This window comes from Exiguobacterium sp. s39, from assembly GCF_018618925.1.
Taxonomy (GTDB): domain Bacteria; phylum Bacillota; class Bacilli; order Exiguobacteriales; family Exiguobacteriaceae; genus Exiguobacterium_A; species Exiguobacterium_A abrahamii.
This window is the reverse complement of record NZ_JACSNA010000003.1, coordinates 208,860-224,060: the sequence shown is the minus strand read 5'-3', so window position 1 is coordinate 224,060 and position 15,201 is coordinate 208,860. Positions and strand designations below refer to the sequence as shown.

Annotated in this window: 16 protein-coding genes; 8 read left to right on the top strand and 8 right to left on the bottom strand. The window is 46.2% G+C overall.

The features are described from left to right. Positions 1–4: 4 nt before the first annotated feature. The 5 genes from KNQ11_RS14310 to KNQ11_RS14290 all read right to left on the bottom strand — a co-directional run bounded on the left by KNQ11_RS14310 (position 5) and on the right by KNQ11_RS14290 (position 3,466). A complete protein-coding gene (locus KNQ11_RS14310) occupies positions 5–1,219 on the bottom strand; it encodes a DNA cytosine methyltransferase (protein WP_214772383.1) in 1,215 nt (404 codons plus the stop codon). Positions 1,220–1,893: 674 nt separating this feature from the next. Then, a complete protein-coding gene (locus KNQ11_RS14305) occupies positions 1,894–2,253 on the bottom strand; it encodes a hypothetical protein (RefSeq protein WP_214772382.1) in 360 nt (119 codons plus the stop codon). Positions 2,254–2,280: 27 nt separating this feature from the next. Continuing rightward, positions 2,281–2,433 (bottom strand): hypothetical protein, encoded by a 153-nt coding sequence (locus tag KNQ11_RS14300; protein WP_214772380.1) that lies wholly within the window; start codon positions 2,431–2,433, stop codon positions 2,281–2,283. A 157-nt stretch (positions 2,434–2,590) separates the two neighbouring features. Continuing rightward, the gene (locus tag KNQ11_RS14295) at positions 2,591–2,830 is read right to left on the bottom strand and encodes a hypothetical protein (protein ID WP_214772378.1); all 240 of its coding nucleotides are present in this window, start codon (positions 2,828–2,830) and stop codon (positions 2,591–2,593) included. Positions 2,831–2,845: 15 nt separating this feature from the next. Further along, entirely contained in the window at positions 2,846–3,466 is a 621-nt protein-coding gene (locus tag KNQ11_RS14290) for an HNH endonuclease family protein (protein ID WP_029343013.1), read from the bottom strand. A gap of 192 nt (positions 3,467–3,658) precedes the next feature. Between KNQ11_RS14290 and KNQ11_RS14285 the strand changes: the two genes are divergently transcribed. The 5 genes from KNQ11_RS14285 (at position 3,659) to KNQ11_RS14265 (ending at position 9,702) form a co-directional block, all read left to right on the top strand. Beyond that, on the top strand, positions 3,659–3,856 hold the full coding sequence (locus KNQ11_RS14285) for a hypothetical protein (RefSeq protein ID WP_029343012.1): 198 nt from the start codon (positions 3,659–3,661) through the stop codon (positions 3,854–3,856). Between the two features lie 82 nt (positions 3,857–3,938). Continuing rightward, complete coding sequence (locus tag KNQ11_RS14280) at positions 3,939–5,126, top strand: DUF4317 domain-containing protein (RefSeq protein WP_035395462.1); 1,188 nt, start codon at positions 3,939–3,941, stop codon at positions 5,124–5,126. Between the two features lie 191 nt (positions 5,127–5,317). Beyond that, positions 5,318–6,382, top strand: coding sequence for an alpha/beta hydrolase (locus KNQ11_RS14275; RefSeq protein ID WP_214772376.1), 1,065 nt, complete (start codon positions 5,318–5,320; stop codon positions 6,380–6,382). A gap of 16 nt (positions 6,383–6,398) precedes the next feature. After that, the gene (locus tag KNQ11_RS14270; protein WP_214772374.1) at positions 6,399–9,158 is read left to right on the top strand and encodes a glycoside hydrolase family 3 protein; all 2,760 of its coding nucleotides are present in this window, start codon (positions 6,399–6,401) and stop codon (positions 9,156–9,158) included. 31 nt (positions 9,159–9,189) lie between these two features. Continuing rightward, positions 9,190–9,702, top strand: coding sequence for an SF0329 family protein (locus KNQ11_RS14265; RefSeq protein WP_214772372.1), 513 nt, complete (start codon positions 9,190–9,192; stop codon positions 9,700–9,702). A gap of 45 nt (positions 9,703–9,747) precedes the next feature. Here KNQ11_RS14265 and KNQ11_RS14260 read toward each other — a convergent pair whose 3' ends face one another. Further along, entirely contained in the window at positions 9,748–10,743 is a 996-nt protein-coding gene (locus tag KNQ11_RS14260) for a tRNA dihydrouridine synthase (RefSeq protein ID WP_214772370.1), read from the bottom strand. 230 nt (positions 10,744–10,973) lie between these two features. On the opposite strand from KNQ11_RS14260, the gene KNQ11_RS14255 reads away from it, so the two are divergent. Next, entirely contained in the window at positions 10,974–11,468 is a 495-nt protein-coding gene (locus KNQ11_RS14255; RefSeq protein ID WP_047394907.1) for an LURP-one-related/scramblase family protein, read from the top strand. Between the two features lie 17 nt (positions 11,469–11,485). Continuing rightward, positions 11,486–12,007 (top strand): NUDIX hydrolase, encoded by a 522-nt coding sequence (locus tag KNQ11_RS14250; protein WP_058265617.1) that lies wholly within the window; start codon positions 11,486–11,488, stop codon positions 12,005–12,007. Positions 12,008–12,048: 41 nt separating this feature from the next. Here KNQ11_RS14250 and KNQ11_RS14245 read toward each other — a convergent pair whose 3' ends face one another. Next, positions 12,049–13,272 carry an MFS transporter gene (locus KNQ11_RS14245; protein ID WP_058265618.1) on the bottom strand — a complete coding sequence of 408 codons (1,224 nt, stop codon included), beginning with the start codon at positions 13,270–13,272 and terminating at the stop codon, positions 12,049–12,051. Positions 13,273–13,493: 221 nt separating this feature from the next. Here KNQ11_RS14245 and KNQ11_RS14240 point away from each other — a divergent pair, with 221 nt between their 5' ends. Then, positions 13,494–14,468: a PD-(D/E)XK nuclease family protein gene (locus tag KNQ11_RS14240; RefSeq protein WP_214772368.1), complete on the top strand. Its 975-nt coding sequence runs from the start codon at positions 13,494–13,496 to the stop codon at positions 14,466–14,468. On the opposite strand, the gene KNQ11_RS14235 is transcribed toward KNQ11_RS14240, so the two are convergent. Further along, complete coding sequence (locus tag KNQ11_RS14235; RefSeq protein WP_214772366.1) at positions 14,460–14,999, bottom strand: histidine phosphatase family protein; 540 nt, start codon at positions 14,997–14,999, stop codon at positions 14,460–14,462. The two genes, KNQ11_RS14240 and KNQ11_RS14235, sit on opposite strands and share 9 nt — an antisense overlap. Positions 15,000–15,201: the final 202 nt, after the last annotated feature.

The window sequence follows — 15,201 nt, the reverse complement described above, 5'->3', positions numbered from 1 at the left end:
CAGTTCAACTAAGAGAAAAATTGCACTTTTCGTCATTCTGAATGGAAAATATTTTTTTGTCTATTTTATTGATTGTTAATCTTGAGTAAAACTCCTTAATAAAAATCTCAGCCAGTTTTACAGGAACAGCATTTCCTATTTGAGTTGCCATAACATCCTTTGAACCTTTATAGGGAATGTCAGATAGTTCGCCCGTGAATTTATAATCCAAAGGGAAAGTTTGTATGAGAGCAGCTTCTCTAAGGCTTATGGCTCTGTCTTCAGTTGGATGACCGAAACGTCCCTTAGTATAACTTATGCAACCACATGTGATAGTTGGAGCATAATCGTATCTATTCATTCTACCATACACATCTCCGAAGCCCACATTACCCTTTTTATGGCAGTTTAACAATAAATATTCTGGCCAAGAATTTCTGCTACCTCCATCATGTGGAGTATATCGAATTCTCTCTAAATTTAATTCTGATAGATTTCTACAAGAATGAAGAGGATCAAACAAGTCAGTTTCTCCAGCAGAAATTGGATTAAGATTATACTTTGAAAGATGAACTCCGAGTAATGGAGATAATTGCTCTTTGGGCCATAGATTAAGGGGAGAAGTAACGATAGGTAATTTATTTTTAGGAATTTTTATTACCCCTTCAACAAATGGAAAATTATTAATTTTTTTAGCCAGAAGTATTAATCTTTTTCTTTTTTGTGGAACACCATATTTATTGACACTGATGATTTTAAAGTTTATATGGTAAGAGGGACGACTAGGATTTTTTTTTTGTCCAGATGCATTTAAATTAGCTAACTTTCTTAAAAATGTATGAAATATTTTATAATTGACTATATTATCTACGTTCTCAAAAAAAATAAATTCAGGATGAAAAATATCAGCTATTCGTATTGTCTCAAGTATTAATTTATTTCTTTCGTCTTTACTGTCAAGCGCTTTTTTTCTTGAGTGTCTTGAAAAACCTTGACAGGGGGGGGTTGACACTAACAAATCTAGTTGATTTTGTTTTAATCCTGCTTTCTTTATAAAATCTTCTTTCGTCACTTTTTTAATATCATTTATAATCAGATGTTCACTTCCATGATTTAATTCGTATGTTTTTGCTATTATTGGATCGTATTCGATTGCGGTAACAATTTCAAAATATTTTTTTAATGCTTGGGATACTCCTCCAGCTCCACAAAATAAGTCGATCGCTTTTGGTTTTTTCACTTCTATTTAGCCTCTCTTTTAAGAAAAATTAATATTATCAATTGATTAATCTATTTTTTCTTTGATTGTAATATTATACATGAACGCAACTTATTTTTCTTTCTCGTAGACCATTATTTATATTCTTTTTATAAAAAGAATGATAATAAAGTTGTTTCATAATTATTAACTGTACAGATAATTTTTAATGCAGTTCAAAGTATATAATTAATAGCTATGATTACAATCTTACATAAAAAATCATTAAATTATAAAGGTGGAAAATCAGATAAGACTTTAGCAAATTTAATTCTAGATAGCGATAAATGATGACAGAGTAATTACTCATATTGTTTAAGTCGAAGTAGGATAATAAGTTAATTCCTTTTTTACAAAGAAATAGGTAATTTTAATAAGTGTTCATAATTGTAGTCTGTTAGACGGGTTTTATTCCACGAACAATGATTATGAAATCATTGGACTGATCACCTATCATATTACTTCACAGACATGCGGAATCATTTCACTGGATAGTCTTGAAGAAAGCAGAGGATATACAGTATCGCAGGTGATTCCGAATGCTGTAGAACTTGCACGCAAAATAAAACCGGAAATTCCGTTGTACAATGAAAAGGGAGTTCCGATTAAAGACGAAATCGTCTTGATAAAACATTTATAAGTTACTTATTCGTTGTTTATATTAGAACTTCTAAATAATCTTTCTCACTCTTGAATTGATCATTCACAATCAAATCCGGTGAAATCAAATAGGTTCCGGCATATTCACCGTGCTTAATTTTGAAATAGCATGTCTTAAGTGAAAGTAGACTTTTCGATCGATGAATCTGCTCTCGTGATAGTGGCGTCCAATCTGATTGATCTTGTGAATTAGCGAAAGAGACAACAATCGATTGATCAGCTTGAATCAATAGTACAAGATCGTTGTCTTGTAAACGCGATGGATTGACGTGGGCGAGGATCGGATCGACAGACTTAGCAATAAACCCGCCAATAGTATCGTGTGACTGCTGTTCCTTGATGAATTGTTGAATCATAATTATCCCCCTGACTGGACCTATGTATTACTCCAACTTTTCTTTCGTGATGATACCGATACCGAAACCAAACAGCATGATGACGCCCGTAACAAGTAACGTAGGCACGTGACTCTCTAATGCCATGTAGAGACCTGCACCACTTAAAATGACGCCGGTTGGAATCAAAACGTTTCGCATGAAGTATTCCTCCCTGAAAGGATAATGACGTTGTTTTCACTATACCGGATAGAACGTCAGATAAAACGCATGCTTTAGTAAATAATGACAATCTGATTTTGAATATGTAGAACGAAAACAGACGCCGTCCATCAACTTGGACAGCGTCTGTTTTTCGTTATGTTCGCTCTAGTACATTGACGAGCATCTGATGGATGACGTCATGATCCCGGACGTCATGGACATGATAAGTGCCGGGTAACGTATAGACGTCTATCGCCCCGACGTAAGCAATCTTCAGTTCCAACGTTCCGTCCTCCTGACAAGTCGTCCGGAGTTCGAGTTCACCGCTGATGACACCGACTTCTTGCGTCATCACACCATGTGTGGCGGTAAAAGTAGAGGTTTTCGTTTCCATCGAATCGACTCCTTTTTAGTATGTACATGTGTTCAACATCGTTTGTAGAGCTGTTTTTTCACTCGACTGTAAGCTGAGGTTCCAACGACTCTTCGTATTGATCCACATCTTCGAGTAAGCGCAGCTCGCACCTGCCCGTGTCGGCTTCCATGTCGACGGATCCTGATCCCCTTTTGAACGGTTCGAGCTTGCAGAGACAGCAATCAATTGCGGACCTGTTAAATCGTTTGCGAATGCTTGACGAGTCGTTGTCGTCCAGCTGCTTGCTCCTGAGCGCCATGCTTCCGCAAGCGGTACGACGTGATCAATGTCGAGGTCAGACGGATTCGTGAATGTCAGTCCGTCATAGTAACTATACCAAGAACCAGATGTAACGGGGCACGATCCGACATATGAATCAGCGTCACGTTTTAAGACGACTTGTCGTGTATCACAGCCGCCTCCTTGACTGCTCCAGTGCGGGAACAAATCACGCGAATAACCGGTCATGCTGCCTTCTGTTTTAACAGTTAAGGCATCGAGTTGAGACTGGGCCGTCGCTTTCGATGAGATGCCCGACGGTAACGCGGAAACGGACGTCGTATCGAATTGGAAAGCGGTCAGGCAGACGAGCGTAGTGATGACGATGGACTTGATGGCTTTGAACACGTGTCATTCCTCCTATGTATGAGACGAGATGATGTGAAGACACCCTTCACAATTTTTAGTATGGCATCACTTATTTAGGAGAAAATGAATATCGTGTAAATGTTATTAAAATAAAATTTTTGTCATTATATAAAAGGGTCTGATGTTAGGATTTAGGTGGAGAAGAAAGGGGACTACATAATGAACGAACGAATCAGAGGATGGTTGATCGTGTTTGGTATCTTTTTAGTCGTAAGTGGCACGTTGATGGAAGCACAACGTTATTTCAACACAAAAGAACTAGATAATTGCATCGCGCAAGCTCGCGCTGCCCACCAGGAATATGAATATGAGATCGTTAATCCTGTCACACGCGCGTATTCGTTCCGTGCGCATTGATTTTCTAAAAGATGTCGGGTCATCTCGCATATGGTACGCTTTTCAGGAAGCAGGATTTTAATGATTCAAGGAGCTGGTATGCATGAATAAAAAAGACATCGCCGACATCCGTCGTCACTTCAAGATGGATGCCGATTTACTAAAAATCCATGAAATCTACAACGTCTATATCCGAAAAGAGACGAGCGAAATCTATCATGAGGAAGCCCGACCGTTTCCATTGCTTGATCCGGAACAACAGGAGCTGTTCCTCGCGAACTTCAAGAAAGTATTAGGTGGAAAACTCGACGTCAAGCTGTTCGAGGTCAAGTTCACGCATCCGGAAGAAGGAGAGACGGGTCACACACAGCAGCTCCTTTATGAAGGACTGTATGCGGAAGAGCCGGAGGACTGGGTCGAGCAGATGCAGACGATGGCGTTGAAGATGGTCCAAGACGTTCAGTACGAGAATGACCTCGTCGTCACGTTCATTCGCGGACAATACTATAAAACGACGAAGCGCCAAGCGGATGAGACAGAGATCGATCCGAATGACGACGTTTATACGACGCCGTTCATCCTCGGTAGCCTTAACTTGACAGAGTTACCGAAACAATCGCTCGTCTTTGATTTCGTTGAACGCGAATTCAAGTCGAACTTATTCATCAATCCGGTCATCAAACTGGCGTCGCCAATTGGTGGATTCCTCTTCCCGACCTTCACCGACAATGCAGCAGACGTCAATCATGTCCTGTATGCGGCGGGCAAGCCGAATAAACCAGATTTTGGCTTCCTTGAAAACGTCTTGAACGGTCAACCGATCGTCACGGCAGATGAGGATAAAGCGATCTTCGAGGAAATCGTCAAATCAGTCGTCGGTGAATCGATGGATACGAAGACGTTAGCTGGTGTCTATGAAAACATCAACCAGTTGATCGTCGTCGAAGAGGATCAGGATGAAGAAGAAGTACCGATGCTCGACGTTCAGGAAGTCGAGCGTGTCCTCAAGGCAAGCGGTGTCGAAGACGTCAGCACGGAGCAGGTCGAACGGGCGTTTAAGACGGTCGTTGACGATCCGACATACGAGATGAAGGCAAGTAACATCGTCCCGAACTATGAAGCGAAATCGATTAAAATCAATACGAAGGTCGCAAATATCGCGATCAGTCCGCAAGACTTGAAGTACGTCAAACAAGTCAACTATCAAGGGAAACGATGCCTGTTGATCGAGGTCGAGGAAGACACGGTCATCGATGGCTTTACGATCGTTTCCCAAGAACAATTACGATGAGGATCAGCGCAGGCGACTGCGCTGATTTTTTTAGGTGAAACATTTGCTTCTGCTATCAAAGACAGGTATATTGTGATGTAAGCGGTCTCTTTTTAAAAAAAGAGGCATTCGAAATTTTTTTAACCGTTATCGAAAGCGCTTTCGATAACGGTTTGACTAGAAAGGAAGCGATTCATTTGTCTACTGCATCGATGCAAGACTTACTGCGGACGTTACAAAATTGTTCATCCATCCATCAAGACGGACTTGAAATCGTCGATAAGCCGATTCCTGACGTCTCGACTCCAGGAACACTCGATCCGCGTGTCCGTGAGGTCGTCCTCACGCAGCGTCCATCGGTCTCGATTCCAGAAGGGGCGTCGCCAGTCGAACTGGCGCGTGCCGGCATGGGGTGGGACAACGAAGACGTGACGACTCGGCAAATCTCAACGGATGTCCTCGCGATCCCAAGACCCGGTACCACGATCGAAGCACGGCTGTATCGTCCGAAAGCGGCGCGTCAACTCCCGCTCGTCGTCTATTTCCATGGCGGTGGTTTTTTCGGTGGTACGCTCGAGACGGTCGAGAATCCGTGTAAAGCATTAGCCGATAAAGCGAACGTCGCTGTCTTGTCCGTTGGTTATCGATTGGCACCCGAGCATCCGTTTCCAACAGGGCTTGAGGATTGTCATGCAGCGATCGATTGGGCAGTTGAACACGCTGACCGACTTGGGATTGATCCAGGCGCAATCGCGGTTGCCGGTGATAGTGCCGGTGGGAACTTAGCGACGGTCTGTTGTTTGCTCGACCGCGAGCGTCCGACGCCGTATATCCGCTATCAAGTCTTGTATTATCCGGTCGTCAATGTCGGGGAACATCCGAATTCGGAATATGACTGGACGCTTGAAGCGTATGATCGACAAACGGAACCGCAGTTACTCGAACGGATCATTTTGTCGCTTCAAGATGAAGAAGGTGTCCTCGAGCAATGGTATGTTCAAGCAAGTGATTCGACGGATCGACGGATCTCACCGTTGTTCGCGACGCTCGATGATCTACCAGAGGCACTCGTCATTACAGGAGAGTTTGATTACTTACGTCTTGAAGGGGAAGCGTATGCGAAAAAACTGGCACGCGCTGGCGTCAAGACTCGTTATCTCCACTACCGCGGGATGGAACATGCCTTTCTTGATAAACTCGGTCTGTATCCGCAAGCCGAAGACAGCTTAGACGAAATTGCGAAGGACTTAAAACGACTCTTTTCTCAAACTAACTAATAAAGGTGGATGACGTATGACATACACACTCGATTGGCAAGCCTATACAAAACTCGCTCGACAAACCGTCGCGGAAGGGGCAGTCCTCTTACAAAATGATGGTGTGCTCCCGTTGCAACCCGCATCGACGGTCGCTGTCTTCGGACGTAATCAGTTCAACTACTATAAAAGTGGCACAGGATCAGGCGGGATGGTCAACGTCACGAACGTCGTCAGTCCGCTCGACATGCTACGCGAAGAGGTAACGCTGAACGCAGACGTCCTCAAGGCATACGAGAACTGGCTTGAAGACCATCCGTTTGACCAAGGCGAAGGCTGGGCAGCTGAGCCGTGGTCGCAAGAAGAGATGCCGCTTGACGCGACACTCGTTCAGCAAGCAGCGCTTGACTCCGATGTTGCCTTGATCATGATCGGTCGTACGGCTGGGGAAGACCGCGACAATACAGCGGATCCAGGGAGTTATTTTTTAACGGAGACGGAACAGGAGATGCTCCGACTCGTGACGACACACTTCAAACAAACTGTCGTCGTCTTGAACGTCGGGAACATCATCGATATGCGCTGGGTCGAAGAGACGGCGCCAAGTGCTATTCTCTACGCGTGGCAAGGAGGAATGGAAGGCGGAACTGGACTGAGTGATCTCTTGCTCGGCCGCGTCTCGCCGTCTGGGAAACTACCGGATACGATCGTTCGTTCACTCGATGATTATCCGTCAACACCACACTTCGGTCATGCCGATCGCGCGTTGTATCAAGAAGACATCTATGTCGGGTACCGTTACTTCGAGACGTTCGCACCGGAAGCGGTCTTGTATCCGTTCGGGTATGGATTATCGTATACGTCGTTTAACCTTACGGCAGACGTGACGACGTCAGCTGATGCTTGGACGATTACAGCGACGGTGACGAATACCGGTCAGACGAGCGGGAAGGAAGTCGTACAAGGATACCTTGAGAAACCACAAGGACAACTCGGGAACCCGACGCGTCAACTCGTTACGTTCGGCAAGACGAAAGAACTCACACCAGGTGAGCAAGAGTCTCTCACACTCGTCGTACCGTTCGCCTCGTTTGCGAGTTATGACGATAGTGGCGTTACGGGGCATAAGTCGTCTTATGTTGTCGAACCTGGCACGTATCAGCTGTATCTCGGAACGGACGTCCGGTCGGCGGTTCTAGTCGCAAGCCATTCCGTCGAGACGTTTGACGTCACGGACGTCTTAACGGAGAACATGGCACCGGTGACGGCGTTTGAACGCATCAAACCGCAAGCGACCGAAACGGGATATACGGTGACGTATGAAGCGACCCCACTGCGGACGATCGATCCGGAACAGCGTCGTCAACAGGAGCGTCCCGTTGAACGGACACAGGCAGAAGATGCCGGTTGGAAGTTACGCGATGTTAAAGAAGAGCGCGTCACGCTCGAGACGTTCCTCGATCAATTGACGAATGCGGATCTCGCAGCAATCGTGCGGGGGGAAGGGATGAACTCACCGCGTGTCACACCGGGAACAGCGGGCGCTTTTGGTGGCGTGACGGGAGAACTCGAAGCACTCGGCATTCCAGCAGGCTGTTGCGCAGATGGTCCGTCCGGGATCCGGATGGACATCGGAACGAAAGCCTTCTCGTTACCGAACGGAACGTTGCTTGCTTCGACGTTCAACACAACGTTGATTGCCGATCTATTTGAGATGACCGGTCTTGAGTTACGGAAGAACGAGATTGATACGTTGCTTGGACCCGGGATGAACCTCCACCGTCATCCACTCAACGGACGGAACTTCGAGTATTTCTCGGAAGATTCGTATCTGACTGGAAAAATGGCCGTGGCACAGCTCGACGGGATGCATCGGGTTGGTGTGACGGGAACATTGAAACACTTCAGTGCCAACAACCAAGAGTTCCACCGGCACGATCTGGATTCAATCGTATCAGAACGGGCGTTACGTGAGTTGTACCTGAAAGGGTTCGAGATGGCCGTCAAGGACGGGAAAGCCTACTCGATCATGACGACGTATGGTGCCGTCAATGGCATCTGGACTGCCGGCTTATATGATCAGAACACACGTATTTTGCGCGATGAGTGGGGCTTTGACGGAATCGTCATGACCGACTGGTGGGCGAAGATCAACGCCGAAGGAACGGAAGCAAACCGTCAGCAAACGGCGACGATGGTCCGTTCGCAAAACGATCTCTATATGGTCGTCGGCGAACCGGGAACGAATCCGTTCGAGGATGATACGTTGACGGCTCTCGCTGACGGAACACTTCGACGTTCCGAGTTACTGCGGAGTGCTGCGAACATCTGTCAGTTCCTGTTACGCTCACCGGTCATGGACCGTGTGATGGGAACAGTATCACCGGTCGAAGTTCTCGGGGCACCGGTCGAAGAGGAGACGCTCGAAGATCAAGCGGTCTCGCACCAACGCCTCATCAGTGGAGATGCCTTCCCGTTAACGGACGTCACGACGACGACAGGAAGCAGTCATGTCTTCGCTGTCACGGCGGAAGAGACAGGGATGTATCAGGTCACGTTGACGGCACGTTCGAACGCTGGTGAACTGGCGCAAATGCCGGTGACACTGTTTGCGAACAATATGCCGGTCGCGACCTTCACCTTCAATGGAACGAACAGCGAGTGGGTCAGTCAGACGAAGGACGTCTTCGTCTTCAACCCACACAACTATTTAAAACTCTACTTTGCACTCGGTGGTCTCGAGTTAAAAGAGTTGACGTTTACGCTGGCGGAATCGGTTCATATGAAGAACGGCTGATTAGATTAGCCGGACGGAAAGGACGGATTGCGTGCAGTTTTCCATCATCAAAAAACGGGTCGAGCCACTGCTCGCCCCGTCGTTACAGGGACGGATTGCTTTTCATGCAGCCGTCTACCGGATTCAAGACAGTCCTAGTCGCGTCTGGATGACGTTTGACGGAGAAGAGATTCTCGGAGCAGGCGACTTTCACTTCGAGCGGGAAGTCGATCGGCGCTACGCGTTACAAGCTGCACAGCTACCGGAAAAACCAGCCGGATCGTTATGGCAGTCCGACTGGTTGAAGCAGTCGCATGCGTTATCCGCTGAGATTGAACGACAGGTCAAACAAGACGGGTACATGGAGAACTACGAGATGCAACAGGACTTGTTGCAGTACCCGAACCTCGCGTTCGAACAAGCGCTTGTTCATCCACATCCTTTTATCCGTGGTATCGCACGGCTCGATCGGCGACTCGGCAAACGACGTTTCCTATCGCTGACGCATCAGTCTGATTTTGAACAATGGTGTGCGGATACGCGGCAAACCGTCGAACGCTGGTGACACGAAAAAGCACGCTTCCTCAAGATGAGGAGGCGTGCTTTGTTGTTAGATTGAAAACGAGTTGACCTCGTGAATGCCTTCTTCTTCAACGAAAGCGTCGAGTAAAGCACGCACTTCGTCCGTTGAGTTCGTCTCCATCAATTTGACCCGCAGTTCACTCGCGCCGCGGAATCCGCGGACGTAAATCTTGAAGAACCGGCGTAATGGTTTGAAGAGACGTGGCTCGAATTGAGCCGAGTAATGATCGTGCAGATCGAGCTGGAGACGTAACAAATCGAGGAGTTCTTGGCTCGAATGTTCTTTTTTCTCGACTTCGAATGCAAACGGATTGTGGAAGATCCCGCGACCGATCATGACACCGTCGACACCGTATTTCTCGACGAGTTCAAGACCGTGTTGGCGATCGTTGATATCCCCGTTGATCGTCAGTAACGTCTGTGGTGCGATCTCATCGCGTAACTTTTTGATTTCCGGAATCAATTCGAAGTGCGCTGGAACGGCGCTCATCTCTTTACGTGTCCGGAGGTGAATCGAGAGGTTCGCGATATCTTGTTCGAGGATGTGACGCAACCAATCGTGCCACTCTTCGACCTTCGTGTAGCCGAGACGCGTTTTGACGCTGACTGGGAGACCGCCCGCTTTTGCAGCTTGGATCAGTTCAGCCGCGACTTCCGGACGATTGATCAAGCCGGAGCCTTTTCCGTTCACGGCGACGTTATGGACGGGACAGCCCATGTTGATGTCGATCCCGCTAAAGCCTATCTCTGCCATGCCGATACTCATTTCGCGGAAATATTCTGGTTTGTCGCCCCAGATGTGAGCAACCATTGGTTGTTCATCTTCCGTGAACTCGAGACGTCCGCGGACGCTCTGTTTGCCTTTCGGATGACAATAGCTTTCTGTATTCGTAAATTCCGTGAAGAAGACGTCCGGACGCGCCGCTTTTGCGACGACGTGGCGGAAGACGACGTCGGTGACGTCTTCCATCGGTGCTAAGACGAAAAATGGTCGTGGTAAGTCCTGCCAAAAGTTCTTTTTCATAGTATATTAAACCCTTTCCTTAAGGTAATGCACATGTGTGGTTAAAGAATTTCATCAACTATACACTTTAAGCGCTCTGGCTAAAAAGTGCAAGTAAGGGATGCGATTCACTAGATGCAGGAGGGAATGAAGGAAATAAGAGAAAGTTGGACGGAGGTAGTTTCCAGATATTGAATCTTTTCCGTCGATGATCGCGTAAATGAGACTATACACTAAAGGAGGAGACCGGGATGCATACACTCTATATGAAAGAAAAAGCGTTTAGTTTACGTGGACGATTCTCGATTCAAGACGAGGCAGGGCACGACGCCTATCACATCGAGGGCAGTTTTATGAAACTTCCGAAGTCGTTCAGCGTGACGAACCGAGATGGAGAGGAAGTCGCGGAAATCACGAAGAAGACGTTCAGTTTCCGACCGGTCTTTTATGTCGAAGCAGCAGGGCAATCGTTTGAAATCATTAAAGAGTTCACGTTCTTCAAGGACCGCTATACAATCAACTCGGATCAATTCGAAGTGACGGGCGACTGGTGGGATGTTGATTTTGAGGTCTTACAACAAGGGCAACGGATTGGTCGCGTGCAGAAGAAATGGATCTCTTGGACCGATCAATACATCATTGAAGTCGAAGATGAAGCAATGGAAGAATTGTTGATCGCCCTCGTCGTCGCGATTGATTGCGTCAAGGCGGAGGAAAGTTCGAACTCTACATCTTTCATTGATTAAAAGGGGCATGATTTAGGATGGAACAGTGGGACGTATACACAGCAGATCGTAAGAAAACAGGACGGCTCTGGACACGGGGAACGCCACATACAGCCGGCGATTATCACATGACGATTCACGTCTGTGTCTTTAACGCCAAAGGAGAGATGCTCGTCCAACAACGGCAACCGTTCAAATCTGGTTGGCCGAACATGTGGGATCTGACGGTCGGAGGCAGTGCAATTAGCGGGGATACGAGTCAGATGGCAGCGCAACGGGAACTGTCGGAAGAGCTTGGACTCGATATCGATTTCACAGGTGTCCGTCCCCATCTGACGATCCCGTTTGAGATCGGTTTTGATGATTATTATCTCGTCGAGCAGGAAGTGGATTTGACGACACTGACGTTGCAGGAAGAAGAAGTCCAACGCGTTGCTTGGATGACAGAAGAAGCGATCGTTAACGGGATCAAAGAAGGATGGTTCATCTGTTATCATGAATCATTGATTCGACTGTTGTTTGCCCTTCGCCATAGTTACGGCGCGCATAACGAGACATAAAAACAAGCCCTTCCGGTAATTCGGAAGGGCTTGTTGCTTGATTAAGCGGATTTTTGAAGTGTATCCGTCCGTTTTGGTTTTGTTTCTGGTAAGAAGAACGTGAAGAACAGATACACGGAACAGCAGAGGAAGAAGACGATCATTGAGACCGTATATCCCGCATGTCCGAGTGCGTAACTCCAAATGATCGTAAAGATCGTCTGCGTCGCATAAGCGATTGCCCAGAAGAGGCCGAATAAAACGGTGATCTTTTGCGGTGTCATGCCTTTTCGTTCGTGTGCCAAGTTCATGAAGATCGGATACTGGATGTACATCGCAAATCCGGAAATGAACGCAAAGACATACGAAACGACTGGCGAGATGTTTCCGAACAAGACGGTGACGAGGAAACTCGCAATCATGACCGTCCCGCTGATCAACAGAATCGGTTTACGAGGTGTTCCTTTGTTACCGATCCGCAGACCGACGAACGTACCGACGATTCCGGCACCTGAGACCAACAGGTTGACGAGCGAACCGTTCAACTGCGTATACGTATCGAACACAGGTTTCAAGCCGACGAGCGATAAGATATAGAGCGTCAAGAAACCGCCGAAGGCAACCGCATATTTCCAGAGGAACGGATCGCGGACAGCATCTCCGTAACCGTAAGGCGTTTCGTCCGCGTCCGGAGCATCGTTCAACTCGAACGATTCACTACCGATCCACCATGCGAAGAAGAGGATCGCTGTCAGACTCGCGAAGATCGTCAACGTCAGTTTCCAGTCACTGACGAATTGATCAGCGAACAAGGTGAACAAGAGCGAAACAACGAATGCACCGACGTTATAGGAGACAGTATTGAAAGCGTTGATGCGTAATTTTTCAGCCGGATCTTGAACGTAACGTGTCACGACCGGGTTCATATAGACGATGACCATTGAACCACCGAGTCCCATGACCATGCGAGCGACCGTATACGCCCAGTAGTTCGGCAGGTAGATGGCGACAATCGACATCATCAGGAAGAACAGTGCGAGTAACGGTGCTTTTTTCGGACCGAGCTTCATCAAGATGAGCGCGGCGAGAATGTTGGCGAAGACACGCGCCGTCGTAATCGAATAATTGACGAGTTGTGAGATGAGGGGGTCAACGGTCTGATTGCCGAAGAAATGCGCCGTGATTTGTGGCGTCAACGACGAACCTGCAACCCAGTTCATGGCGAAGGTCGCATAGGCGAACCAGAGGACGATCATCATGAAATAGCCTTTTTTTGTGGTAGACATAAAAATCCCTTCTTTTCTGAAGTTCCGCTTCATACCTGAATCGAAAACTACTTAACTTTATTATCAATTCGTTTAATATAAAGCCGTTTCGAAGGGAAGTAAAATAGATAGTTCTTATGAAATCTATAAGCAAATTGAATGAGTAGAGTTCATTATTATTCTTCAAATGAATAATAATAAGAAAATAAATGCCTATAATTGTAATAAAAGGAGTTGTTCATTTGAAACCTAATATTTTTAATTATGCCACCAGTGAATTATCGCAAGATGCCTTTCTATGTTGGTTATTGAAGTGGGCGGAAGAAGGAGCACGAAATCACGATCCACAACTCCATGCGATTGCGAATGGATTCGTACGCGAAATGTTTTACCTTCATGATTGCTCATTGCCGGAGCCTATTCACAGTGTCCGTATTAGAAGACAGTTCAATAGTCTAGATATATTAGCGATCATTAATGAGACATATGCCATTTTGATCGAGGATAAAGTCTTTACGAAACATCATTCCAACCAATTAAAGCGATATCTTGATATGGTCAAAACGCATCCTGAAACATGGTATTTGGAGCCGATACCGATTTATTACAAAATCGTAGAACAAGGCGACTACTCCGGCGTGACAGGAGCAGGATATCAAGTATTTACGCGAACGAAGATGATTGAAGTACTGAGCGGCTTTCCTGCTTCGACGAGAAATGATATTTTGAATGATTATCTTCAGTATCTCAAGCAGATTGACACCTCGATCGAATCCTATAAATCATTACCTCTCACGGAATGGAGCAATTTCTCTTGGCAAGGATTCTTTAGAGATCTGCAAAAAGAATTGAAGCACGGAAACTGGGGGCGTGTGGAAAATGCCCGCGGTGGATTTTGGGCATTCTGGTGGAAGGGAGATGATAGTCAACCGCACTATTGGCAGTTAGAAGAATCAACGTTAAAAGCAAAGGTAGAAGCTGCTGATAGTCAAAATATAAGAGAGTATCGAGATCACTGTATGCAAGCATTATTGGAGTATTCTCAAAAAAATGAGTTGAATTTAAGTCGACCAAAAAGTGTTCGTAGTGGAAAAACGATGACGATTGCACAACGCCCCGATTACATACAAGTCTTTGATGATCAAAAAATTAATTTTGAACAAACCGTATTAGAGTTGAAGCGTTATGCGTATTTTAGTCAGGCTCCGTTAGTGTAGATCGATTGGTTGAAAAGATATTACATCATCTACTTGCGTCACCTTAAAAATATCCGGATTCTTCAGCTGTAAACTTTCTTCGAATCCAAAAGTAGGGTCAATCGAATGCAAGTATAAAGATAACAAATTCCCATGTGTCACGAGAATGGAACCATCATGCTGTTGCAAGGCTTTTTCAACGACACGCGTGATGCGCTTAGTTGCTATCCGGCTAGATTCACCACCAGGACACGTATAGTCTGGATCGATGAACGTTCGACGAAGATGATCCTGCCAATCGTCAAGTGGAATAGCACTTAACCGTCGTTCTTTTAAGTCCTCTTCTTGTGCAACGGGTAGTTTCAGAGCAGTCGCAAGTGGTTGAATCGAGTCGAGCGCTCGGCGATACGGACTCGAAATAAGATGTGTGATTGGAAGCTCAAATAACTGCGTACACAGTCGTTGCGCCTGTTCTTCTCCACGAGGTGTTAACGGGGCTTCCGGTGCTTGACCAGTCGTTTCACAGTGGCGAATCAAGTAAATCGTCGACATGAATGTTTCATCCTTTCGTGATCAAGTGGTGCTGTATGATTTCTGGAAAAGATGGTAAAGTCCTTTTCATAGATTGAAAAATCATTTTGAAAAAGGCGTTGACAAACGCTGTCGAGATTACTAGAATTAGAAACAATTCATCGATGCAGCGACGCATCGGATAATCAAATAAAGAGAAAGCTATGATTGTCATGGGTCACAC

Bases quoted from the DNA above. Each gene is read 5' to 3' on its own strand.
- KNQ11_RS14295 (WP_214772378.1), bottom strand. From the start codon at position 2,830: ATGGAAACGAAAACCTCTACTTTTACCGCCACACATGGTGTGATGACG.
- KNQ11_RS14285 (WP_029343012.1), top strand. From the start codon at position 3,659: ATGAACGAACGAATCAGAGGATGGTTGATCGTGTTTGGTATCTTTTTA.
- KNQ11_RS14260 (WP_214772370.1), bottom strand. From the start codon at position 10,743: ATGAAAAAGAACTTTTGGCAGGACTTACCACGACCATTTTTCGTCTTA.
- KNQ11_RS14235 (WP_214772366.1), bottom strand. From the start codon at position 14,999: ATGTCGACGATTTACTTGATTCGCCACTGTGAAACGACTGGTCAAGCA.
- KNQ11_RS14305 (WP_214772382.1), bottom strand. From the start codon at position 2,253: ATGATTCAACAATTCATCAAGGAACAGCAGTCACACGATACTATTGGC.
- KNQ11_RS14270 (WP_214772374.1), top strand. From the start codon at position 6,399: ATGACATACACACTCGATTGGCAAGCCTATACAAAACTCGCTCGACAA.
- KNQ11_RS14275 (WP_214772376.1), top strand. From the start codon at position 5,318: ATGCAAGACTTACTGCGGACGTTACAAAATTGTTCATCCATCCATCAA.
- KNQ11_RS14245 (WP_058265618.1), bottom strand. From the start codon at position 13,272: ATGTCTACCACAAAAAAAGGCTATTTCATGATGATCGTCCTCTGGTTC.
- KNQ11_RS14280 (WP_035395462.1), top strand. From the start codon at position 3,939: ATGAATAAAAAAGACATCGCCGACATCCGTCGTCACTTCAAGATGGAT.
- KNQ11_RS14255 (WP_047394907.1), top strand. From the start codon at position 10,974: ATGCATACACTCTATATGAAAGAAAAAGCGTTTAGTTTACGTGGACGA.
- KNQ11_RS14250 (WP_058265617.1), top strand. From the start codon at position 11,486: ATGGAACAGTGGGACGTATACACAGCAGATCGTAAGAAAACAGGACGG.
- KNQ11_RS14300 (WP_214772380.1), bottom strand. From the start codon at position 2,433: ATGCGAAACGTTTTGATTCCAACCGGCGTCATTTTAAGTGGTGCAGGT.